The 21,450-nt window shown below is 62.2% G+C and carries 11 protein-coding genes; 5 read left to right on the forward strand and 6 right to left on the reverse strand.

What is annotated here, in order from left to right:
* Positions 1-202: 202 nt before the first annotated feature.
* On the forward strand, positions 203-3,631 hold the full coding sequence (locus tag B9A12_RS06850; RefSeq protein ID WP_170920410.1) for a PAS domain S-box protein: 3,429 nt from the start codon (positions 203-205) through the stop codon (positions 3,629-3,631).
* A 61-nt stretch (positions 3,632-3,692) separates the two neighbouring features.
* Here the strand turns inward: B9A12_RS06850 and B9A12_RS06855 are convergent, their stop codons facing one another.
* From B9A12_RS06855 to B9A12_RS06880, 6 genes are all read right to left on the reverse strand, one after another.
* Positions 3,693-4,523, reverse strand: coding sequence for a sterol desaturase family protein (locus B9A12_RS06855; protein WP_084057153.1), 831 nt, complete (start codon positions 4,521-4,523; stop codon positions 3,693-3,695).
* Positions 4,524-4,537: 14 nt separating this feature from the next.
* Positions 4,538-8,452, reverse strand: a complete 3,915-nt coding sequence (locus B9A12_RS06860) for an efflux RND transporter permease subunit (RefSeq protein ID WP_084057154.1) — start codon at positions 8,450-8,452, stop codon at positions 4,538-4,540.
* A 236-nt stretch (positions 8,453-8,688) separates the two neighbouring features.
* Entirely contained in the window at positions 8,689-10,902 is a 2,214-nt protein-coding gene (locus B9A12_RS06865; protein ID WP_084057155.1) for an efflux RND transporter periplasmic adaptor subunit, read from the reverse strand.
* A gap of 351 nt (positions 10,903-11,253) precedes the next feature.
* Positions 11,254-11,529 (reverse strand): YHS domain-containing protein, encoded by a 276-nt coding sequence (locus B9A12_RS06870; protein WP_212636853.1) that lies wholly within the window; start codon positions 11,527-11,529, stop codon positions 11,254-11,256.
* Positions 11,526-13,010: a TolC family protein gene (locus B9A12_RS06875; protein WP_084057156.1), complete on the reverse strand. Its 1,485-nt coding sequence runs from the start codon at positions 13,008-13,010 to the stop codon at positions 11,526-11,528. Before B9A12_RS06875 ends, B9A12_RS06870 begins: the two co-directional genes overlap by 4 nt.
* A 25-nt stretch (positions 13,011-13,035) precedes the next feature.
* Positions 13,036-14,919, reverse strand: a complete 1,884-nt coding sequence (locus B9A12_RS06880) for an ABC transporter ATP-binding protein (RefSeq protein WP_170920411.1) — start codon at positions 14,917-14,919, stop codon at positions 13,036-13,038.
* 754 nt (positions 14,920-15,673) lie between these two features.
* On the opposite strand from B9A12_RS06880, the gene B9A12_RS06885 reads away from it, so the two are divergent.
* The 4 genes from B9A12_RS06885 (at position 15,674) to B9A12_RS06905 (ending at position 21,421) form a co-directional block, all read left to right on the forward strand.
* Positions 15,674-16,690, forward strand: coding sequence for an ATP-binding protein (locus tag B9A12_RS06885; RefSeq protein ID WP_170920412.1), 1,017 nt, complete (start codon positions 15,674-15,676; stop codon positions 16,688-16,690).
* 497 nt (positions 16,691-17,187) lie between these two features.
* Positions 17,188-19,059: an ATP-binding protein gene (locus tag B9A12_RS06890; RefSeq protein ID WP_170920413.1), complete on the forward strand. Its 1,872-nt coding sequence runs from the start codon at positions 17,188-17,190 to the stop codon at positions 19,057-19,059.
* On the forward strand, positions 19,037-20,422 hold the full coding sequence (locus B9A12_RS06895; protein WP_084057160.1) for a sigma-54-dependent transcriptional regulator: 1,386 nt from the start codon (positions 19,037-19,039) through the stop codon (positions 20,420-20,422). Before B9A12_RS06890 ends, B9A12_RS06895 begins: the two co-directional genes overlap by 23 nt.
* 318 nt (positions 20,423-20,740) lie before the next feature.
* On the forward strand, positions 20,741-21,421 hold the full coding sequence (locus B9A12_RS06905) for an SUMF1/EgtB/PvdO family nonheme iron enzyme (protein ID WP_084057162.1): 681 nt from the start codon (positions 20,741-20,743) through the stop codon (positions 21,419-21,421).
* The last annotated feature ends 29 nt before the right edge of the window (positions 21,422-21,450 follow it).

Raw genomic sequence — 21,450 nt, forward strand, 5'->3', positions numbered from 1 at the left:
AAACGACAAGAAATTTTCCTTTCCTTGTCACCTGCAGGGCTATCGCTTTGCGGGCCCCGGCCCTCCAAGTCACCAACTCCCCTGACATGTTGCATCCCCTTTCCCACCTCCCATGAGGGAAAGCCGGCCGGGGGCACAAGGAAGAGGAGAAGTCCATTATTTGCGGCCCAGATTGGAGGCACGTATCTCGGGAGATCCCACGATGAACCAGGATGCGGTCCGCTCGATCCCCGGTTGGCTAAAAATCACCCTTGCCCTAACCCTTCTTTTGCTGGTCGCCGCCGGAGCCGGTCTGGTGCGCATGGTCTCCAAGCACCAGGAAAAGGTGGTGAGACAAGAACTGGTCTCCATCGCCCGAGCCAAAGCGAAGGAGATCGCCCAATGGAGGGAGGAAAAGGCAGCCGCCGCCCATCTTCTCATGGGGCGCCATGCCCTGATCGCTTCCATCAAACGCTACCTGGAAGATGGCGACACGACAGAATCCGGTGCAATCCGAAGGCGCCTTCAACCCTTCGCCGAACTCTCTCACTGCGCCAATATCCTGATACTGGACCCGGAAGGCCAGGTCCGTTGGGCCCTCCACCGTGCTCCCAGCGCCCCCCACCCCGAATACGAACGGGCCCTGAAGTCCGCCCTCGCATCGCGAAAACCCGCATGGACATCCCTTCACAGGGGCCCGGAAAATGGCCCATCCCACCTATCCTTGGTGACACCACTTTTTGATCCGGAGGGCAATGGCCGCTTCCTGGCCGCCTTGGCACTGGTGATGGACGCCAGCTCGTATCTCTACCCCCTCCTCCAATCCTGGCCGGTCCCCAGCGAGACCGCGGAAACCCTCCTGGTACGCCGCGATGGGGATCACGTGCTCGTGCTGAACGATCCGCGCCACGGAAAGGACACGGCCTTGGCGGTCCGAATACCCCTAACCCGAACGGAACTTCCCGAAGTCATGGCCGTCCAAGGAAAGGAAGGCATCGTCGAGGGAAAGGACGACCGCGGCGAGGACGTGGTGGCCGCCGCCTTGTCCATTCCCGATTCACCCTGGTTCCTGGTGGCCAAGATTCACAGGGCCGAAGCCTTCGCCATGCGGCATGTCCTGTCCGCAACCATCGTGGGACATCTACTGGGTGTCTTGCTGCTACTCGGCGTGATCACTCTGTACCTAAGACAAGCCCTTCTGAAGAGGCAGTTCCATCGTCTCTATGAAGCGGAAAAGGACCTGCGCACAACTATGGAGCGACATTGGATCACCCTTCAATCCATCGGCGACGCCGTGATCGCCACGGACGCCCGAGGTCGCGTGGAACTGCTCAATCCCGTGGCTGCATCTCTCACCGGCTGGAACCGTGAAGAGGCCCTGGGAAAACCCATCGAAGAAGTCTTTCGGATCATCAACGAAGAATCGCGGCAACCAGTGGAAAGCCCGGTGAGCCGGGTGTTGCGGGAAGGCGCCGTGGTGGGTTTGGCCAACCACACGCTTTTGATCTCCAAAGAGGGCCGGGAAATCCCCATTGCCGACAGCGGCGCGCCCATTCGGGACGTTCGAGGCGAAATCCGCGGGGTCGTCCTGGTCTTTCGGGACCAAAGCGAGGAACGCCTGCGACAACGCGTGACCCAAACCCGACTGGCCTTGGTGGAGTATGCCGCCCAGCACGAGCTCCATGAAGTGCTGGCCCGCATCGTGGACGAAATCTGCGCCCTGGTGGAAAGTCCCATCGGCTTCTACCACTTTGTGGACCCGGAGCAGGGTATGCTCATTTTTCAGCAGTGGTCCACCCGCACGGAGGAGGTCTGCAGGGTCGCAGACCGAGGAACCCACTTGTGCTTGGATCGGGCCGGGGTGTGGGCGGACGGCGTTCGCCGCGGCCAACCTGTGATCATCAATGACTACGCATCCCTTTCCCCCAAAAAAGAACTTCCCCAAGGTCACATTCCCTTGGTTCGGTTGCTGGCCGTGCCCGTAATGCGCCAAGGCCGACCGGTGGCTGTCCTGGGCCTGGGAAACAAAGGCAAGGATTACACGGAAGAAGACGTGAAGACCGCCTCGCTCTTGGCCGATCTCACATGGGACATCGTGAGCCGCAAACAGGCGGAAGAGGCCCTTCGAGTCAGTGAAGAGCGGTTCCGGATCGCCTTCCAGTCGAGCCCGGACGCCATCAACATCAATCGCCTGGAAGACGGCTTGTACGTGGACATCAACGAAGGCTTCACCCGGGCCACCGGTTACACCCGCGAAGACGTCCTGGGAAAGACCAGCCTGGAACTGGACATCTGGCACGATCCCGAGGACCGAAAACGCCTGGTAGCCGCCCTCCAGCGGGACAGCTACTGTGAAAACATGGAAGCCCTCTTCCGTGCCAAAGACGGCCGGATCCTCACGGGCCTCATGTCCGCCCGGCTCATTCACATCCAAGGCGTGCCTCATATCATTTCCATCACACGGGATATCACCCGAATGAAGGAAGCCGAAGAAGAGCGAAGGCAGCTGGAAGCCCAACTGGCGCAGGCCCAGAAGATGGAATCCGTGGGGCACCTGGCCGGGGGCGTGGCCCACGATTTCAATAACCTCTTGAACGTGATCTTGGGACACGTGGAACTCATGGGCCTGCAGATGCCTCCCGACGACCCCCAACACGCCAGGCTCCGGCAGATCGAGAAGGCCGCCCGGCGCTCGGCCGATCTCACCCGCCAGTTGCTCGCCTTCGCCCGCCGCCAGCCCATCTCCCCCAAAGTGCTGGACCTGAATGAAACCGTGGAAAACATGCTCAAGTTGCTCCGGCGTCTCATTGGAGAAAACATCGACCTCATCTGGCGGCCCGATTCCCACTTGTGGCCCGTCAAGATGGACCCGACCCAGGTGGATCAGATCGTGGTGAACCTGTGCGTCAACGCCAGTGACGCCATCGGCGATCACGGGCGGATCACCCTGGAAACCGAAAACGTGGAGATCGCGTCTTCGGAGGCCCGGAAGCTGCAATGCGAACCCGGCGATTACGTGAAGCTGGCGGTGAGCGACACCGGCTGCGGCATGGAAAAGGAAATCCTGGATCGGATCTTCGAACCGTTTTTCACCACGAAAGAAGTGGGAAAGGGAACGGGACTGGGGCTATCGACCATCTACGGCATCGTCAAGCAAAACCAGGGCTCCATTGAGGTCACCAGCGAACCCGGGAAGGGGACCCGCTTCGAGGTCTATCTTCCTCGGCACAATGGCAAGACCGAAGACTCGGAGGTGGAACAGGACGCCGAGGTGCCGCGAGGACACGGTGAAACGGTACTCCTGGTGGAAGACGAGCCCTCACTGTTGCTGCTGGGACAAACCATGCTGGAAACGTTGGGCTACCAGGTGCTGACGGCGGGAACCCCCCAGGAAGCCCTACGGCACGCCCGGGAATATCCCGCGAAGATCCATCTACTCATCACCGACGTGGTGATGCCGCAGAAGACCGGAAAGGATCTCTGTGAGGCCATCCAGGCCATCCGTCCGGAAATCAAAGTCCTCTTCATGTCGGGGTATCCCTCCAACGTGATCGCCCCTCAAGGCGTTCTGGAACCGGGCGTCCACTTCATCCAGAAGCCCTTCTCGTTGACCACATTGGGACACCGGGTGCGGGCGGTCTTATCCAGCTGAGGCCCCTGGATGGGCAAAGGGGCGAAGCCGGAAGGCCGGGCCTCCAAACAGGAGCGGCCTTTCAATGCCGGTTGATGGGCTGACGGCCGGGATCGCCCGTGACCGGAAGGACCAGGAGCCGGGCGAGGCTGAGCCCGCGCGGGTCTCGAAACTGGCTGAGACCGATGGTCATGTGCCCATGTCCCTTTTCCGGCTGGTCCTTGTAAGTCCCGAAGAGCCGATCCCACCAGGACAGGCAGAAGCCGAAGTTGCTGTGGGTCTCACGGATGATGACCGAATGGTGCACCCGGTGCATGTCCGGAGTGACCAGGACGAGCCGCACGGCGCGATCCATCGCAGCGGGCAGCTTCAGGTTGGCGTGGTTGAAAAGCGCGGTGCCGTTGAGAAGGATCTCAAACAGGATCACCGCTCCCACCGGCGGTCCCAGGGCCGCCACCGCGGCGGTTTTGAGCCCGGCGGAAAGCAGGATCTCCACGGGGTGAAAACGCACGCCGGTGGTGGTGTCCAGATCCAAGTCCGCATGGTGCACCATGTGGAGGCGCCACAGGGTGGGCACGGCGTGGGTGAGCACATGCTGCAGGTAGATGACAGCATCCAAGGCCACGATGGAAAGCCCCCAGGTCCAGACCGCCGGAAGGCCCCCGTGATTCAAAAGCCCCCAGCCTTTTTGGGATGCCAGGCCGGCGGTCTCCACGGGCACCAAGGGCAGTATCCCCCGCACGAGAGCCGCTCCCACCAGGACCATGACCAGGTTGGCAGGCCACCGTTCCCCCCGGGGGCGGCTCCGGGGCCGTCGCGGAAAGGCCGCCTCCAGGGCGGCCATGACCAGAAGCGTCCCCGCAAAACAAGCCAGCCGCAGGAACCTCTCATGGGAAATGTCCACCACCTTCATCCGCCTCCTGACCCTCAAGCCTTACCACGGCGGTCTTTCCAGCGCAACTTGGCCTCTTCCTTGGCACAATAAAGGACAGGCACAAGGAGCACGCTGATGAGGGCCAGCAGCATCCCACCGAAAGAGGGGATGGCCATGGGCACCATGATGTCCGCTCCCCGTCCCGTGGAGGTGAGCACGGGAAGCAGGGCCAAGATGGTGGTGGCGGACGTCATGAGAGCCGGCCGCACCCGACGAACCGCTCCCACCACGGTGGCATCCCGCACATCCTGAACAGTCTCGATCCGCGCCTGCCGAAAGCTCTCATCCAGGTAGGTGGCCACGATGACACCGTTGTCCGAGGCGATGCCGAAAAGGGCCAGGAATCCCACCCAGACGGCCACGCTCAAGTTGACCGGATGCACGGAGAAGAGATCCCGCATGGACATTCCAAAAACCGAAAAGTCCAGGAACCACGGCTGGGCATAGAGCCAGAGGGTCAAGAATCCTCCGGACCAGGCCAGCAAGATGCCGGAAAAGACCAGCACGGTCGTCAGTCCCGAACGGAATTGGAAATAGAGGATCATGAAGATGATGAAGAGGGCCAGCGGCAGCACCACGGAAAGCTTCTTCTGGGCTCGAATTTGGTTTTCGTAGCTTCCTGCGAAGGTGTAGCTCACTCCGGCCGGCAGCTCCAGTTCCCCCGAAGCCAGCTTTTTTTGGAGATGGGCCTGGGCCTGCTCCACCACGTCCACTTCCGCGTATCCTGGCTTCTTGTCGAAAACCACGTAGCCCACCAGGAAGGTGTCTTCGCTCTTGATCACCTGTGGACCCCGCACGTAGCGGATCTCCGCCAGTTCCTCCAGGGGGATCTGGGTCCCGTCGGGAGCGGGAACCAGTATGCGGGCAAGGGATTCCAGGGTGTCCCTGAGCTCCCGCATGTACCGCACCCGAACCGGATACCGTTCCCGGCCCTCCACGGTGGTGGTGATCCTTTTCCCACCCACGGCCACTTCGATCACGTCCTGAACCCGCCGAATGGAAATGCCGTAACGAGCGATGGCCCGACGGTCGATCTGGATCTCCAGGTAGGGCTTTCCCACGATCCGGTCGGCGATGACGGTGGCGGGTTCCACCGAGGGCACTTCCTTGAGGAACCGCTCCAGCTGCAAGCCCACCTTTTCGATGCTTGCCAGGTCGGGCCCCTTCACCTTCACGCCCATGGGAGCGCGCATGCCGCTCTGAAGCATGACGATGCGCGCAGCGATGGGCTGAAGCTTGGGGGCCGAGGTGGTGCCCGGGATCTGAGCCGCCTGCACGATCAGGTCCCAGATGTCGTCGGGCTTTCGCACGCCCGGCCAGGGATCGCGTCCCTCATTGAGGTCCGGGTCCAGCGCCGGACGCCACAGACGAAACGGCATGCCGTCTTCGTCGGGGATGAGCCGCCCCTGGTCGTCCCGTTCGAACTTGCCCTGCACCGTGTACGGTTTGCCGTCGGGAGCCGGAAGCGGCACGCCGTTTTCATCGCGAAAAAGGTCCGTCTTTTCGGGGGAGAAGCGGAACCGGAGGCGACGTCCGGCCTTGTCCACCAGGTACTCGGGCTTGTAGTTGATGATGGTCTCGATCATGGAGATGGGCGCCGGATCCAGAGGCGATTCCACCCGACCGATCTTTCCCACCACCGTGTCGATCTCGGGGATCGCCCGGATGGCCATGTCCTGCTTTTGCAGCACGTCCAGGGCCTCGCCGATGGATGCATGGGGCATGGTGGTGGGCATGTAGAGATAGGACCCCTCGTCCAGGGGCGGCATGAATTCTTTGCCCAGCCCGGGAAAGACCCGGGCCAGGGTCTTTACGGGGGCCGACTGCCGCATGCCCTGGGGCAGCCACCCAAAGAAGGCATCGAAACCCAACCAGACCACAAAACCGACCACGGTCACCACCAGGGGCACGGTCATGAAAAGCATCTTGTGCCGAAGGCTCCAGCGCAGCACCGGTTCGTAGACCACGCGAAAGAGAAAGAAGATACCCAGCAGGCCGCAGACCAGCACGGCCACGAAGAGGAAATTGAGCACCATGCCGTTTTCGGGGCCCAACGGCAGCCATTCCAGGGCCAACAAGAGCGCCACCAGCACCACGATCAGCACATTCAAAACGATGGAACTCCAGCGGGAAAACCAGTCCGGCAGCCACCTTTCCGCCAGCAGATAGCCTCCCGCCACCACCAGGGGCAGGGCACCCCACCAGGGAAGGAACCAGAAGGCCGCCACACCGGCCGCAACGAGCAAGCCATAAAGGGCGGATCGCAGGAGGCCCGCCCGGGAGCGCGCGGCCGTCTTTTCCCGAAAGAGAAGATGGGCCAGGGGCGGAATGACGGTGAGGGCCACGATGATGGAGGCGATGAGGGCGAAGGTCTTGGTATAAGCCAAGGGCTTGAAGAGCTTTCCTTCCGCCGCCTCCATGGTGAAGACCGGCAGGAAACTGACCACCGTGGTGGCCACCGCCGTCAACACGGCGCTTCCCACCTCCACCGACGCCCCATAGACCACTTCCAGGCGGTTGGTGCCCGGCGGCGCTTCATCCAGATGGCGCAGGATGTTTTCACAGATCACGATCCCCATGTCCACCATGGTGCCGATGGCGATGGCAATGCCGGAAAGCGCCACGATATTGGCATCCACGTGGAAAAGCTTCATGGCGATGAAGCACATGAGCACGGCCAGGGGCAGGAGCCCGGAGATGAGCGCCGAGCTCCGGAGGTTCATGACCGTGAGGAGGATGACGATCACGGTCACCAGGATTTCTTCGTACAGGGCCGAGTTGAGGGTTCCCAGGGTTTCGTAGATGAGCCCCGTGCGGTCGTAGAACGGCACAATGGTCACCTGGCTCACCGTCCCGTCGGGCAGGGTCTTTTTGGGCAGGCCCGGGGAGATCTCGGCAATCTTTCGTTTCACGTTCTTGATGGCCGCCAGGGGATTTTCCCCGTAGCGAACCACCACCACGCCGCCCACCACCTCGGCGCCTTCCTTATCCAGCGCGCCGCGCCGCAACGCCGGCCCCAGGGTGACGTGGGCCACGTCCCGCACCCGGATGGGCACCCGGTCCCGCACAGCGACCACCGTTTCTTCCAGGTCCTTCAGGCTGCGCACAAACCCCAGGCCACGGATCACGTATTCCACCTTGTTCACTTCGATGGTCCGGGCCCCCACGTCCACATTGGAAGCCTTGACGGCCTGGAAGACGTCCTGCAGGGTGACCCGATGGGCCCGCATGGCGTCTGGGTCCACGTCGATCTGGTATTCCTTGACGAAGCCGCCGATGGAGGCCACCTCGCTCACCCCGTCGGCGGAAAGGAGCGCATAGCGAACGTACCAGTCCTGGACGCTGCGCAGCTCGTCCAGGTCCCAGCCTCCCGTGGGACGGCCTTGGGCGTCGCGCCCTTCCAGCGTGTACCAGAAGACCTGGCCCAGGGCCGTGGCATCGGGACCCAGAGCCGGCTGAACCCCCGGAGGCAGCGTGCCGGCGGGTAGGCTGTTGAGCTTTTCCAGCACCCGGGATCTGGACCAGTAGAAATCCACCCCCTCCTTGAAGATGACGTAGATGGTGGAAAAGCCGAACATGGAATAGCTTCGAATGGTCTTCACGCCGGGAATACCCAGCAAGGAGACCGTCAGGGGGTAGGTGATTTGATCCTCCACGTCCTGAGGCGATCGGCCCATCCACTCGGTGAAGACGATCTGCTGATTTTCCCCGATGTCCGGGATGGCGTCCACCGGCACCGGATCCCGGGGAAGACCCCGCAGATCCCAATCGAAGGGTGCCACCATGGACCCCCAGGCCACCACCATGAGCACGAACAGGAAGACCACGATCTTCATTTCCAGACAGAACCGGATCAGTCGGGCGATCCAGGATCCGTTGTCCGCTCTTTCGCTCCGTGCATGTGCCATCATTTTCACCTTGCTTCACCGCCGAATCCCACGACCACTGAGTGCGCTGGACCACCCGGGCGGGATGTCCCCCACCCGGGATCCCCTTGGCGGCGACCGGAACGGCGCCGCCAAGGACCGGGCCGTCGAAAAGAGGAGCACACGCCCGGCATCCTTTTTTGCCACGCCCTAGCCGAACTTGAGCTGGAATCCGTCCTCCATGTTTTGTTGAAGCCGTCGCGCCCTTGGTCTCGGCCCTATGGGATCACCTCCAACACGTCGCCGCAGCCGAGCATCCGCGGGCCGTAGTAAGGGTTGCGTACCTGGTCGTCGGGTTGAAGCCAAGTGGCTCCTCGTCCCTCAAAGGCCATGGGACACCGGATGCGATAGAGTGGCCTGTGCGTTCCCAGGGCGAAGTCCTTCGCCAGGACGGCCATGGCCTCGGACAGGATGGCAAAGCCCTTTCGAAAGGTGGCCGCCTCTTTGGACTGCTCCATGAGGGCCAGGGCCTTCTCAGTGTCTTCCAGCACCTGCATCCACTTCATGTGCGCATCGCCCTGAAGGAGCGCCATGTCCACCCGGCCCAGGACCGTGCGGATCCCGTTCACGGCCTCCTGGGCCTCCTGGGTCTTGTCCGCGGCCAGAGCCTCATGGGCCTCCAGGTAGGCGTCGATCACCCCTGCAACCTGTTTCCGAAAGGTTTCCGGTACCTCCAGGGGCTTGGAAGCTTCCACCATCTTTTGGTGATCCAAGGCGAACTGAGCCATGAGCCGGCCCATGTGGCCTTCCAGGCCGGCGAAGGCATCCCGGCGCTCCCCTTCCTTCTTGGCATCCAGGGCCACGATCACGTCGTTTTTGAGCAGCATGGAGAGCTCGTCCCAGACCATCCAGGGGTGTCCATCCAAAAGGCCATCGTCCACCCGGTCCAGGGCCGCCTTCAGGTCTCCGTAGGCACTGCGGGCCGCCGTCCAGTCGCGCGCTTCCACGGCCTCTCGAACGGCCCCATAGGCCTGCATCACGGGCATCAGCTGACGGCGAAACAGCGCGGGAACCTCCATGACGCCGGCACGGGAAGCGGCCTTGGCCTTCGCCGGCTCTGAACCGCCATGATGGTGCATGCCTCCCCCGCCGCCGCCTTCCGGCGTCATCATGCTGGGCTTGGCCAGGATCTGCACCGCGCTGTCGATCTTGAAGTTTCCGCGGGTCACCACCCTCTCGCCTTCCCGCAAGCCGTAGCGGACCACGTAGTAGCGGTCCGCCCGGGGACCCAAGACCACTTCCCGCCCCTCGTAGGTGCCCGGCTCATCGGGGACGGCCACGTAGACCACCGCCCGCTTTCCGGTGATCAGGGGCGCCGAGGCGGGGATGACCAAAGGAGGCCGGTCTCCGTCCAGGGTGGCATGGAGCTCCGCGCGGACGAACATGCCGGGGCGAAGACGCCCTTCCGGGTTGGGGACATCCACACGTACCTTGATGGTCCTCGTCTTTTCGTCCAGAAAGGGATCGATGAACGAAACGGTCCCGGCGAACTCCTCTCCCGGATAGGACTCCACTTCAAAGCGCACCCGATTGCCCACCCGGATCCAGGGAAGATCCGACTCGTAGGCATCCAGCTTGAGCCACAACGACGACAGGTCCGCAATGGTGTAGATGCGGGTGCCGGTCTTGACGTACATGCCTTCGAAGCCCTCCTTGCGCACCACGGTGCCCCCCATGGGCGCCAGGATGGTCATGTGATCCGAGGGAGTTCCTCGCCGCAGGATTTCCTGGATCTGGGCATCGGTAAGCCCCCAAAGGCGGAGCTTTTCCTTGGCAGAGACGATGGTCTGGGCCGCGGTGGAGCGGAGGGATCGCAGGTTGGACCGGCGCAGGTCCTTGGCGGCACGCACGGCGTGGAGAAGTTCCGATTGGGCGGCCAGAAGTTCCGGGCTGTAGAGGTAGACCATGGGCCGGCCCTTTTCCACCACGGTGCCGGTGAAATCCACATAGAGACGATCGAGACGCCCGGAAACCCACGAGGTGATGTGGGCCACGCGGCGTTCGTCGTAGCTCAGTTTGCCCACCAGCCGCCGCGTGACTTCCACCGGCCTGCGTTCCACGGGACTCAACTGGACCTGGGCGATCCGGCGGGCGGTTTCGGAAAGCACCAGACGCCTCATGGGCGCTTTTCCACCCGCGGTGGCAGTGCCCTCCTGGGTGGCGGGAATAAGATCCATGCCGCAGATGGGACACTTGCCCGGGTTGGGAAGCCGAATCTGGGGATGCATGGAACAGGTCCAAATCTGGCCCTTCTTCTCCGATCCGTTATCGTTTTGGGCATGGGCCGGGGTGACCATGGCGGGCGCCCCATCGGTTCCCTGCTGCGGCCTTTGGCCGAAACCACCCCAGACCATGAGGGCCACGACCATCACCGTCACCGCCAGCGCCTTCCACCCAAGTCCTTTGAATTTTCCTGCCGCCCACCGTTTCATCGCTGCTCGCCTTTCTCCCGCCGCGTCCGACACGATTCCAAGCCCTCTGCGTCCGTTGTCGGTCTTTTAGGAGCTTCTCCGAAAATGCTGACTTTAGAACATTTGGGCATGCCAAGTGTTCGAAATTGCGTTGACCCAAATGGAGGATTTGGCGTTCTCAGACAGGCTCCCAGCCGCCCATCGCTGCCCCACTCGGGACGGGAAACTTTGAGGCCCCCAGAAATCCCGACCACCGGGTGGAGCCCCGTTCCAGCCCACAAATCCCTTCCCCTCCATGCCCCCTCCCCTAACCCATCCCACCAGGGAAGGGGAACGTTTAGGCATTCATCATGCTCCCAGGAATCGGCCCCATCAGCTATCGGACGGAGCCTTCTCCAGTTCCACACCTTCCGCTTCCAGCTTCTTCATGTACTTGTCCGGATTTTTCTTGAAGGCATCCGGACAGGCCGGACAGCAGAAGTAGATCCTTTTTCCTTGATAGTCCACATAGATATCCTTGTTGACGGCCCCTCCCATCACGGGACACTTCTCCTGGGGATGGCCGCCTGCGACCGCCAGACCGGCTCCCAGCGTCCCCAAAGCAAACATCAGGGCCATGACCGTCACGATCCATTTTCTTCTCGTCATCCTTCGTTCCTCCTTGCTTCTTTCGGGGTCTCCACCTTCCATACCGCGGCGTCGGCCGTCGCAGCGGGCCGTGAAGGCGCCTTTGCCAGAAAGCGCCCCACGAGCCGTTCCACTTCCGCCAACCGCTGCGCCCTGTCCGCCTCCGCCCGCTCATAGGCCAGTTCGAACTCCAGGAGCGTGCGCTGTGCGTCGATCACGTCCAAGTAGCCTGCCAGATCCGCTTCGAAATCTTGCAGGCTTACCTGCAGCGCCTGCTGTGCCTTGGGGATCAGGCCGTTCTTGTAAAGGTCGACGCGTCGTTCCGCATCCCGGAGATTGTAGAGGACCATGGCCAATTGGGCGCTTAATTGGTTTTGTTTCTCTTTCAGGCTGCCTTCGGCCGCCCTCCTTCGGCTCCGAGCCTCCCGCACACCCGCGTCATACTTTTCCCACCAGATGGGCAGGTTGAGGGAAACGCCCACCGCCACGGGGTCTTTGCCGCTGTCGGGAGTGGCCGGGTTCAAGGCCTGCCCCGTATCCACCGCTTCCACGCGCACCGTCACGTCCGGATAGTAGTTCTGGCGTGCCAGCTCCGTTGCCGCCTTTTCCTTGTCCACACGATGACTCAACGCCTTCAGCTCCGGATTGCCTTCCAGGAGCCAGGTCAGGATCTCTTCATCCTTGGCAGCAAGGGGTTCCAGCCTCACCGGATCCGGCCAGGGGAGCGGAGCGTCTGCGCTCCGGTTGAGGGCGGCGTTCAGCGCCGCCGAGATGGGATTTCGCAAATCGCGCAGCGTCTTGAGGCGATCTTCCAATCGGGCCAGCTCGGTCTGGAGCCGGACCAGCACGCCGTAGGGTGTCAGGGAAACCGCGTACCGCGTCTGGACGGCCCGCTCCAGGTGCTTCAATAGCCGAACGTTTTCTTCCGTGACCGCCACGGCCCGCCGCAGGTAGGCGTATTCGTAGTATGCCTTCTTCACCTTCTCGAAGAGTTTCCATTTGGCCGCTTCGTAAAGCGCCCTCCTGGCCCGGGCCTCCCGGACGGCCACATCCCCCCGCAATTCCAGCTTGCTCAGCCATGGGAAGGTCTGGGCCAGCGCGAATTTCTGACGCTGGGGTCCCACCCGCGTCTCCACGCGTTCCACCAGATAGGCGTAGGTAAAGCGGGGGTCGGGAAGGCTTCGCACCTGGGGGATCTTCCACAGGGCGGCCTTCCAGTCGTCGAAGGCAGCCCGCAGGCCGGGATTGTGGAGCGCGGCGTAGGTCAGATAGTCCTGGAGCGTGGGGCGTTCCGGCAATGCGCTCTCCTCTTGCGAAGAGTCCAGATGGCCAGGCAAAGCGGCCTCCAACTGGGTAAGATCGCTCCAGCCGCCGGCAAGCTCCGGTACGCGCCCGGATCCCGCACACCCGGCCAAAACCGCGGCGATCAGCACCCACGCCCACCGCGCCGGCGGCGGGTATTTCCGGGATTTTTTCCTGTTTCCATCCTGCCCGTCTTTCACGACCGTCCTCCCATCACGCCTTTCCTCATGCCTCCAAGATTTCCTGGGAACCCGCCGGAAGGGGGGATTCCTCCTCGGCCCGTTGGGATTCCCACAGCCTTTGATACAGTCCGCCCGCCTGGACCAGATCTTCGTGGCGCCCTGACTCCACCACCTCTCCGCCGGACAAGACCACGATCCTGTCGAAATCCATGATGGTGGCCAGTTGGTGGGTTACCATGAAGGTGGTCCGCCCCCGGGTGAGCCTTTGGATGGATGCCATGACCCGCTTTTCCGATGCGGCATCGAGCCCCACAGTGGGCTCATCCAAAACCACGATGGGAGCATCACGAAGGATGGCCCGGGCGATGGCAAGGCGCCTTTTCTGTCCTCCGGACAGCCCACCGCCGCCCTCGCCCAGCTGCGTATCGTAGCCCTGGGAAAGGCCCAGGATGAACTCATGGGCTCCCGCCGCCCGTGCCGCCGCCACCACCTCATCTTCCGTAGCCCCGGGTTTGGCCATGGCGATGTTGTCTCGAACGCTCATACGGAAGATATAGGAATCCTGGAGCACCACGGCCATCTGGTTGCGGAGGGAGGCAAGGGTGAACTCGCGGATGTCCCGCCCGTCTACGAGCACGGCGCCCCGGTCCGGGTCGTAGAGGCGCATGAGAAGATGCAGGAGGGTGGACTTGCCGCTGCCCGAATCCCCCACCAGGGCCACGCGCTCACCGGCGGCCACGGCCATCTCAAATCCGCGCAGCAAGGGTCGGTCTTTGTCGTACCCAAACCACACATCCCGGAACTGAACGTGCCCGCGGAACCTGGGCGCCGGCACCGCATGCGGCACATCGCAAGCCCCCATCTCCGCGGGATTCAGGGCCATGATCTCCTCGATCCGCTCCAAAGCGGCTGACGATTTGGCCCACCGGCCGGCAAACTTGCTCATCTCCCGGATGGGCTTGAAGAGGCTGTTGAGGTAGCTGAGGAAAACCATGAGCTGGCCCACCGTGAGGCAGCCGTGGATGATGCGCAAAATCCCCACGAAAAGAACCAGCAGCGAGGTGGCTCCCACCAGCATATCCATGGACGCCGTGAGCATGCCCTGGTAGCGCCCCGCCCGGACAGCCTGTTGGGCGCTTTCCCGCCCTCCCTCAAGGAAGTCGTCCACCACCTCGTTTTCCAGGGACAGGCTCGTCACCGCCTTGTGGTAGTAAAAGGTCTCCTGAACGCTGGAAGCCAATGCGCCCTCGATGCGCCGCTGCCGGCGAACCGCTTCCCGCGTGCGCCGGGAAAAGAAGACGTTGGCCCAATAGACCACCGGGATCACCATGACAAAGGTGAGCGCGTAGATCCAGTCCATGACGAAAGAAACAACCAGGATGCCCACAACGGTGGGCAGGCTCCGAATAAGCACCGTGAGGAGCGATTCCAGGATGTCCTGGGCATCGGCCGTATCCTTGGAGATGCGACTGGTGAGATCCCCTGTGCGGGCCTTTTCGAAAAACCCGTGGGGAAGAGAAACCAGGTGGGAGAAGAGCCTTTCCCGGATGGTGAGCACCACGCGTTGGCCCAGGGTGGCCAGGGCCGTGTTCTGCACGTAAAGGAGCAGCGCGTTGCCGCAATAGATGAGGGCCAAAAGGAAGATCCCCTGAAAAAGGAAGTGGTAAAGATCCTCGTGGAAAAAGCCCCGGATCGAGACCAGGATAAACTCCGTCAGGCTGTAACGGGACATGAGATCGTTCGTATTCGAGGGGTTTTGCACCACATGGTCGATCAGGGCCCGAAGCGGCCACGGCTGGGCCAGAGTGAGAAGCGTCTGACCCGCCATGGCGGCCGCCACCAACAGGGCCACCTTCCAGTGGCGGCGCACCGCGCTCGTGAGCTGGCTGGCGCCAAGTGCCCTCTTTTGAACTGTCCGGTCCTTCATGTTCCGACCTTTCTTCCTTTTCCGCTTTCCGCCTCCGCCCCCCATCCCATGGAGACAACCGGTGCGAGTCACCGGTCCTTCGCGAAGCATGTGGGTCCGGGAGGACGGCGATTGGTCTTTCAAGAGGCAATTCCGATACCAAGTCGGGATCAGTACGGAAACAATGTCATTTGCTCAACGACGACGGGAAAAGGGAACGGACCCTGGACGCACGCTGAAGGCCACCTGCAGAAGCGGCGAAAGCCGCCATGCCGTCTCGCCCCTCCATGCCCGGTAGGGCTTCCGCGGATCATCACAGGGCCTCCGACCATACGGATCGCGCCTCTCGGCACTCCTGCAGAAGAAAACCCACCAACTCCTCTATTTGACAACGCGCGCCATCCAAAGCCGGCCCCCTCCAAGGCGCCACCAGCCCAACGGCCTCAGGCCCGATCAGGCGGCGATCTTTGTTAAGGCAAGTTGGGATCTCTGGTCTTTCGGAGTAGGTGAAAAAGGCGTTGAAAGAAATTTTCCATCTGGGAGAAAAATCCTTTCACTTTCCGGTTTCGGGGCCCCGTGATGCGGCAAGGGGATGGGTGGAAAGAGCTTGATCCGCTTGCGGAAGAGCAATTGGTGCGATCATTGCTCCGCCAATGACAAGGAACCTGGCAACGGGGGGATGTTCCCCGCCTTTCTTATCCCAATGGGGAGTGCGATTATGGAATCGAATCATTTTAACGACAAAAAACCGCGCGGCAAAGGATGGGCCGGGCTTGTGATCCTTGCAGCCGCGGCAGTCACCGTTTTTCACTACAGCACGGCCGTGGATCGGACGGCCTTTCACACCCTCTACCGGGACTTGTACTTCCTGATCATTCTTACGGCCTCCTTTTTCGGCGGCCTCAAGACCGGCCTGTGGACGGCCGGGCTCATCACGGCCGCTTACGCCCCCCATGTGGCCATGACCTGGCACGCTCAGCCCGGCGTGAACATTGGAAACCTCCTCCAAATGGTCCTCTTTCTTACGAGTGCCGCTGTGGTGGGGATCCTGAGCGACCGGGAAAAGAAGCGCCTCCAGGAACTGCATCAGGCTTGGAATCTGGCGTCTCTGGGCCGGGCGGCGTTGGCCCTCTCTTCGGAAATCCACGAGCTCCTCTCGCTCACACGGCAAACCCTTCGAAGGGAAGACCTCACCCAGCCAGGACGCCGGAACCTGCAGCGGATCATGGAAAAGCTGAGCGTGCTGGAGCAATCCCTGACTCACTTCAACCCGGACGCCTTGAGCCAGGAACGCCAATTCCTCTGTCCGGACGGGGTGTTCCAACGGGCGCAACAGCACCTCAACCAGGCCGCAGCTCCCCATGGGGTCCACCTGGATCTGCATCTCCAAGCCGGGGAGGCTCTGGTCTACGCAAGCCGATCCGATCTCCTGTGGCTGGCCCATCAGTTGGTTCGAAACGCGGCCGAAGTCTCCCCGCCCGGCACCACCATCTCCCTGGCCACCCGGGCGGACGACCGTGGTTTTCACATGATCGTCCGGGATCAAGGACCCGGCATTCCGGAAGAGAACCTGGAAAAGATCTTCACCCCCTTCTTTTCCACCAAACATGGGGGAACGGGTCTGGGATTGTCCGTGTGCCGAAAGATCGTCTCGGATCACGAAGGGGCCTTGCGTGTGGAGAGCCGTCTTGGAGCGGGAACGGCCTTCCATGTCTGGCTTCCCCTTGCCTTTGGTGAAAAGAAGGACCCGCATGCAAGCGGGGCGGATCGGAAGGGAGGGGAGAGTGCTTAGTGTCCGGCAATGGCATGGCGGCCCTTCGGGAGCTTTTAACTGGTTGAAATCCCACTGTGCCCCGTGGCTCTTTTTGAGCCTTGTAGGGGCGGGTTCGGAACCCGCCCCTACTGCTGAAACGCCAGGCCCGTAGCACGAGCGCGCCTGCACCCCAACCTTCCGTCCACGCAAGTAAGGAAACAACCTGGGCGTTCTCGAACAAGATCCCAGGATCCGGTCCGAGAAACCCAGGCTAAAAAGGAAAGTTTCCCGGCATCTTGAATCGGAAAGCCCTTCTCGGACATGCTTAGAAGGCTCCCCCAACACGACCCGGTGGGTTCCTTTTCGTGCGGACGGGCGGTCAAGGCTGCCATGACAAGGTTTCCTGCCGGCCTGTGAGTGAACAGCCCTTGCGCTCGATGGGGGCTACCCGCCAGGTCGATCCCACAGGCGGCGGGCGCACAAAGGGCTCATGACCAGAAGCCCGTTTTCGGCTTAGCCCCATGACGGAGGTAACCGTGCCGACCCGGATCGTTCATCGCTTCCTCGTTGTGCTGATTCTCCTCACAGCCCTGCCCATGGCTCTTCTGGGAGCCGCCTCCTACAGAGCGGCTCGCAAGGCACTTACCGGCACGGCCCTCATGCACATGGAGACCATCGCCGAAGACCACAAGAACCACCTGGACTTCTGGTTCCGGGAACGGCTGCAGGATCTGACCACCGTGGCGTCACTGCCTCCGGTGCGCATGGTCTGCACCCGGTGCAGCACGTCCGGATGCCCCATCCAGTCGGGTACAACCCTGGAGGCGGTTCGGGCATCGCTTCGTTCCGTGACGGGCTCGCCGCCTCTCTATGAATCCATGGCCCTTTACAGCGCGGACGGCCGGCTCCTGGCCGCCGCCGGCCCGCAAGACAAGGCACCCCGGCCGGCACCGATCCGCCCCCCGAAAGAGCCCACCTTCGGCACGCCCCTTCGCGGGCCCGATGGCCTCTGGCATGTGTCCCTCGCGGCGCCCATCCAGGGCGAAGAGGGGAAGCCGGTGGGAACCGTGGTGGCGACGGTGAATATGAGCCAATCGCTGGATCCCATGATGACGGACCGGGCCGGACTGGGGAGCACCGGTCGGACCTATCTTCTTACACCTCAAAGGGAGATCGTCACCCGGATCCACGCACTTTCCGACGGCGCAGGCGAAATCTCCTCGCCCCACTCTTTTGCCATTGAACAGGTCCTGGCCGGACAAAGCGGAGCCGGCCTCTACAAGGATTTTCAAGGCCGGGAGGTGGTGGGCGCCTACCGCTGGCTCAGTGGTTACCGCCTGGGCCTCTTGGCCGAGATGACCACGCGCGAGATTCTGGCTCCCGTCCAGTGGATGCTGGCCTGGACAGTGGCCGCTGTGGCGGCGCTGCTTCTCAGCTGTTTCATTCTTGCCTGGGCGGCGGCCGGAAGGATGTCCCAACCCATCGTGGAAATGAGCGAAGCGGCCCGGCGCATGGCCGACGGCGACTTTTCCGTGCAGATCAACGCCTCGCGCAGGGACGAGCTGGGGATCTTGGCACAAAGCTTCAACGAAATGAGCCGTCGGACCGCCCAGACACTGGAAGAACTGCGGGCCAACGAGAGATCCCTTCGTCGGGCCTACCAATCCCAGAAGGTCCTGCAACGCCGGCTGGTCCAGTCCGAGAAACTGGCCGCCGTGGGGGAACTGGTGGCGGGGGTCGTCCACGAAATGCGAAATCCTCTCTCGTCCGTGAAGCTCAACCTGCAGATCCTCCAGCGCAGCCTGGACCGGGAAGGGCCCCTGGCGGAACACTTCTCCCTCGCCCTGGAACAGGTGAAACTGCTGGAAAACATGTTCCGGGATCTTTTGGACTACAGCAAGCCCCTTCAGATCACCGCTCGCCCCGAGGCTCTGGAACTCCTGGTGGAGCGGGCTCTGGAGCAGGCCTCTGCGGAAGTTTCCCTGGCGGACGTTCGAGTGGAAAAGGAGCTGGACCGCGATTTGCCTTTCGTGGAGGTGGATGGGGAACGTGCCGTGCAGGTGCTGGTCAATGTGATCAAAAACTCCGTGCAAAACGCCGACGGCCCCCTCCGCCTGCGCTTTCAGGCGGCTGTGAAGGAAGACCCGAGCGGATCCGCTCCGGTCCTTCGTCTGGCCGTTCAGGATACGGGCCCCGGCATCCCGCCCCAGCATGTCACACGGCTCTTTCAGCCCTTTTTCACCACCCGCACCAAGGGCACGGGCCTGGGCCTTTCCATGGTGAAAAAGATCATGGACGCCCATGGTGGAAGCGTGGAGATCGAAAGCACACCGGGTCGTGGCACCACGGTCCATCTGGATTTTCCCATCTCAGGGAGCGAACCTCATGCAGAAGATCCTCATCATTGACGACGATCCTTCCTTGGCACGGACCCTGGAACTCTATTTCGCCGGTAAGGGACATCAGGTCCTCACGGCCGGAAACGCCCGGGACGCATTGGCCCTATGGGACGCCGAAAAGCCGGACATGATCCTGCTGGACGTCCAGCTACCGGACATGGAGGGCCCTCAGGTGCTCAAGCAAGCCAAGGCGCGCGGTTACACCGGTGACGTCATCATGATCACCGCCTTCCAGGACACGGAAGCCACCCTGGAGGCCATCCGCCACGGCGCCACGGATTATCTCTACAAGCCGCTGGACCTGGACTCCCTGGATCTTCTCATTGAAAAGGTGCAGCGACGAAAGGAAGAGCGACTGGAGCTGGCCCGCCTGAGCCATGTCATCACGGAGGTTCAAAAGCCAAACCAGATCGTGGGCCGCAGTGCGGCGATCCTGGAGGTGATCAAAGCCATCGCCCGCGTGGCCCAGAACCCCACGCCGGTGCTCATCCAGGGAGAAACCGGGACGGGAAAGGAACTGATCGCCCAGACACTGCACGAACAGTCGGCTCCGGGGGAGCCTTTCGTGGCCATCAACTGCGCCGCCATGGTGCCAGCGCTCCTGGAAAGCGAGCTGTTCGGCCATGAAAAGGGCGCCTTCACGGGCGCCGTCACCCGCAAGATGGGCAAGATTCAGCTGGCCGGGGCCGGTACCCTCTTTCTGGACGAAATCGGGGAGATGCCCCTGGATCTGCAGGCCAAGCTGCTGCGGGTTCTGGAAACGCGGGAATACCAAAGGGTGGGCGGACTGGAATCCCTGCCGCTCAAGGCGCGCATCGTGACCGCCACCAATCGGGACCTGGAACGCATGGTTCGGGAAAACCGCTTCCGGGAAGACCTCTATTTTCGCCTCAAGGTCTATGTCATTCACATCCCACCCCTTCGGGAAAGGCCGGAAGACATCGTGCCCCTGTGTGAATACTTTCTGACCCGCCTCAATGCGGAGCTGGGCAAACAGGTCACTCGCATCCCCCGCCGATACCTGGAGCTTTTCCAGGCCTACCCGTGGCCGGGAAACGTTCGAGAGCTCCACAACATCCTGCGCCGTGCCGTGATCCACTCCCCCGACGAGGTGCTTTCCCTGGACGAAGGCTGGCTCCGCGCGCCCTCCCAACAGGCGGAGGCCTCCCGGCACGACGCGTGGGTTCCGGAAAGCCTGGAGGAAGTGGAACGGCGCCACATCGATCGGGTGCTTCGCTACACGGGCGGAAATTACGGCCGGGCCTGCCAAATCCTGGGCATCAGCCGCCCCACGCTCCGAAAGAAAATCCAAGACTACGGACTCGCCGCCCTGGCGGAAGAAATCCGAGACAGAAAAGGGACCCCGCCATGAATCCAACGGCCTCAGACAAACCGGACACCACGCTCCCCATCGGCATGGTTCTCAAGGACAAGTGGGTGATCCTGGAGGCCATCGGCAAGGGCGGCATGGGCGAGGTCTACCGGGCCCACCAGATCAAAAGGACCTCAACGGTCGCTGCTTTGGGGCTTGGCCCTGGTGCTGTTGGCCCTGGTGGGGGCTGTGGGGGTCCATTTTTATCCTCCCAAGTCATTTCAAGGCCAGGTTCCCGGCCCGCCGCGTCGCGCGGCATCCACTCCCGGCGCCGCGTGATCTCAACCGGAGACCTTGGAAAGCTCGGACTTTGATTTGATGCATCGCATTCCAGGGGGCACCCTGCTACTGCCCAAGAGTTTTGGGACCGAGGCCGGCGAAACGATCCAGTTGGAGGCCTTTAGGATGAATGAAGCCCTCGTGACGAACCAACAATATGTAAACTTTTTGAACGCCGTCCTGCCTCGAATCACAGTGCAAGACTCCGTCGTGGAGGGCAACGGCCAGATCTGGTTGATGCTGGGAGAGGTGGTCAAGGGCTACGAACCCATTGTTTTTCGAAACGGCCGATTCTACGTGAAAAACTCGTTGCACACGGCGTGCCCGGTGGTTCGGGTCACCGCTTATGGAGCTCAGGCCTACGTGGATCATTACGGGTTCCGACTTCCTTCGAAAGGGGAATGGCTCTGGGTGGCCCAGCGCCAAGCAAGAAGGCTCCGCCCGGTAAGCCAATCAAACGACTGGCGCAGCGCCGAAAGCTGGATGATGAAAGAAATGGCGGACAGCACGTCCACAACTCGAACGGCTGGAAAAAAGCTTTTGAGCGGAGGAAAGGATCTTGCCACGGGAAGGCACATTCCGGTGAAAGCCCTGACCGGGGACGGCGTGGGAAGTGGCGTGGCGGTCTGGGGAAAGGGTTTCGTGCGCGGTGGTCATCGTCTGCAAGCCGATTTCCGCGGTATGGTGACGGGCCGCCACCGGCGCTTTCCCCGACCCTGAGCAAGTTGCTCCCCGCGGGCCGAGGGTGT

It is taken from the genome of Desulfacinum hydrothermale DSM 13146 (assembly GCF_900176285.1).
Classification (GTDB): Bacteria; Desulfobacterota; Syntrophobacteria; order Syntrophobacterales; family DSM-9756; genus Desulfacinum; species Desulfacinum hydrothermale.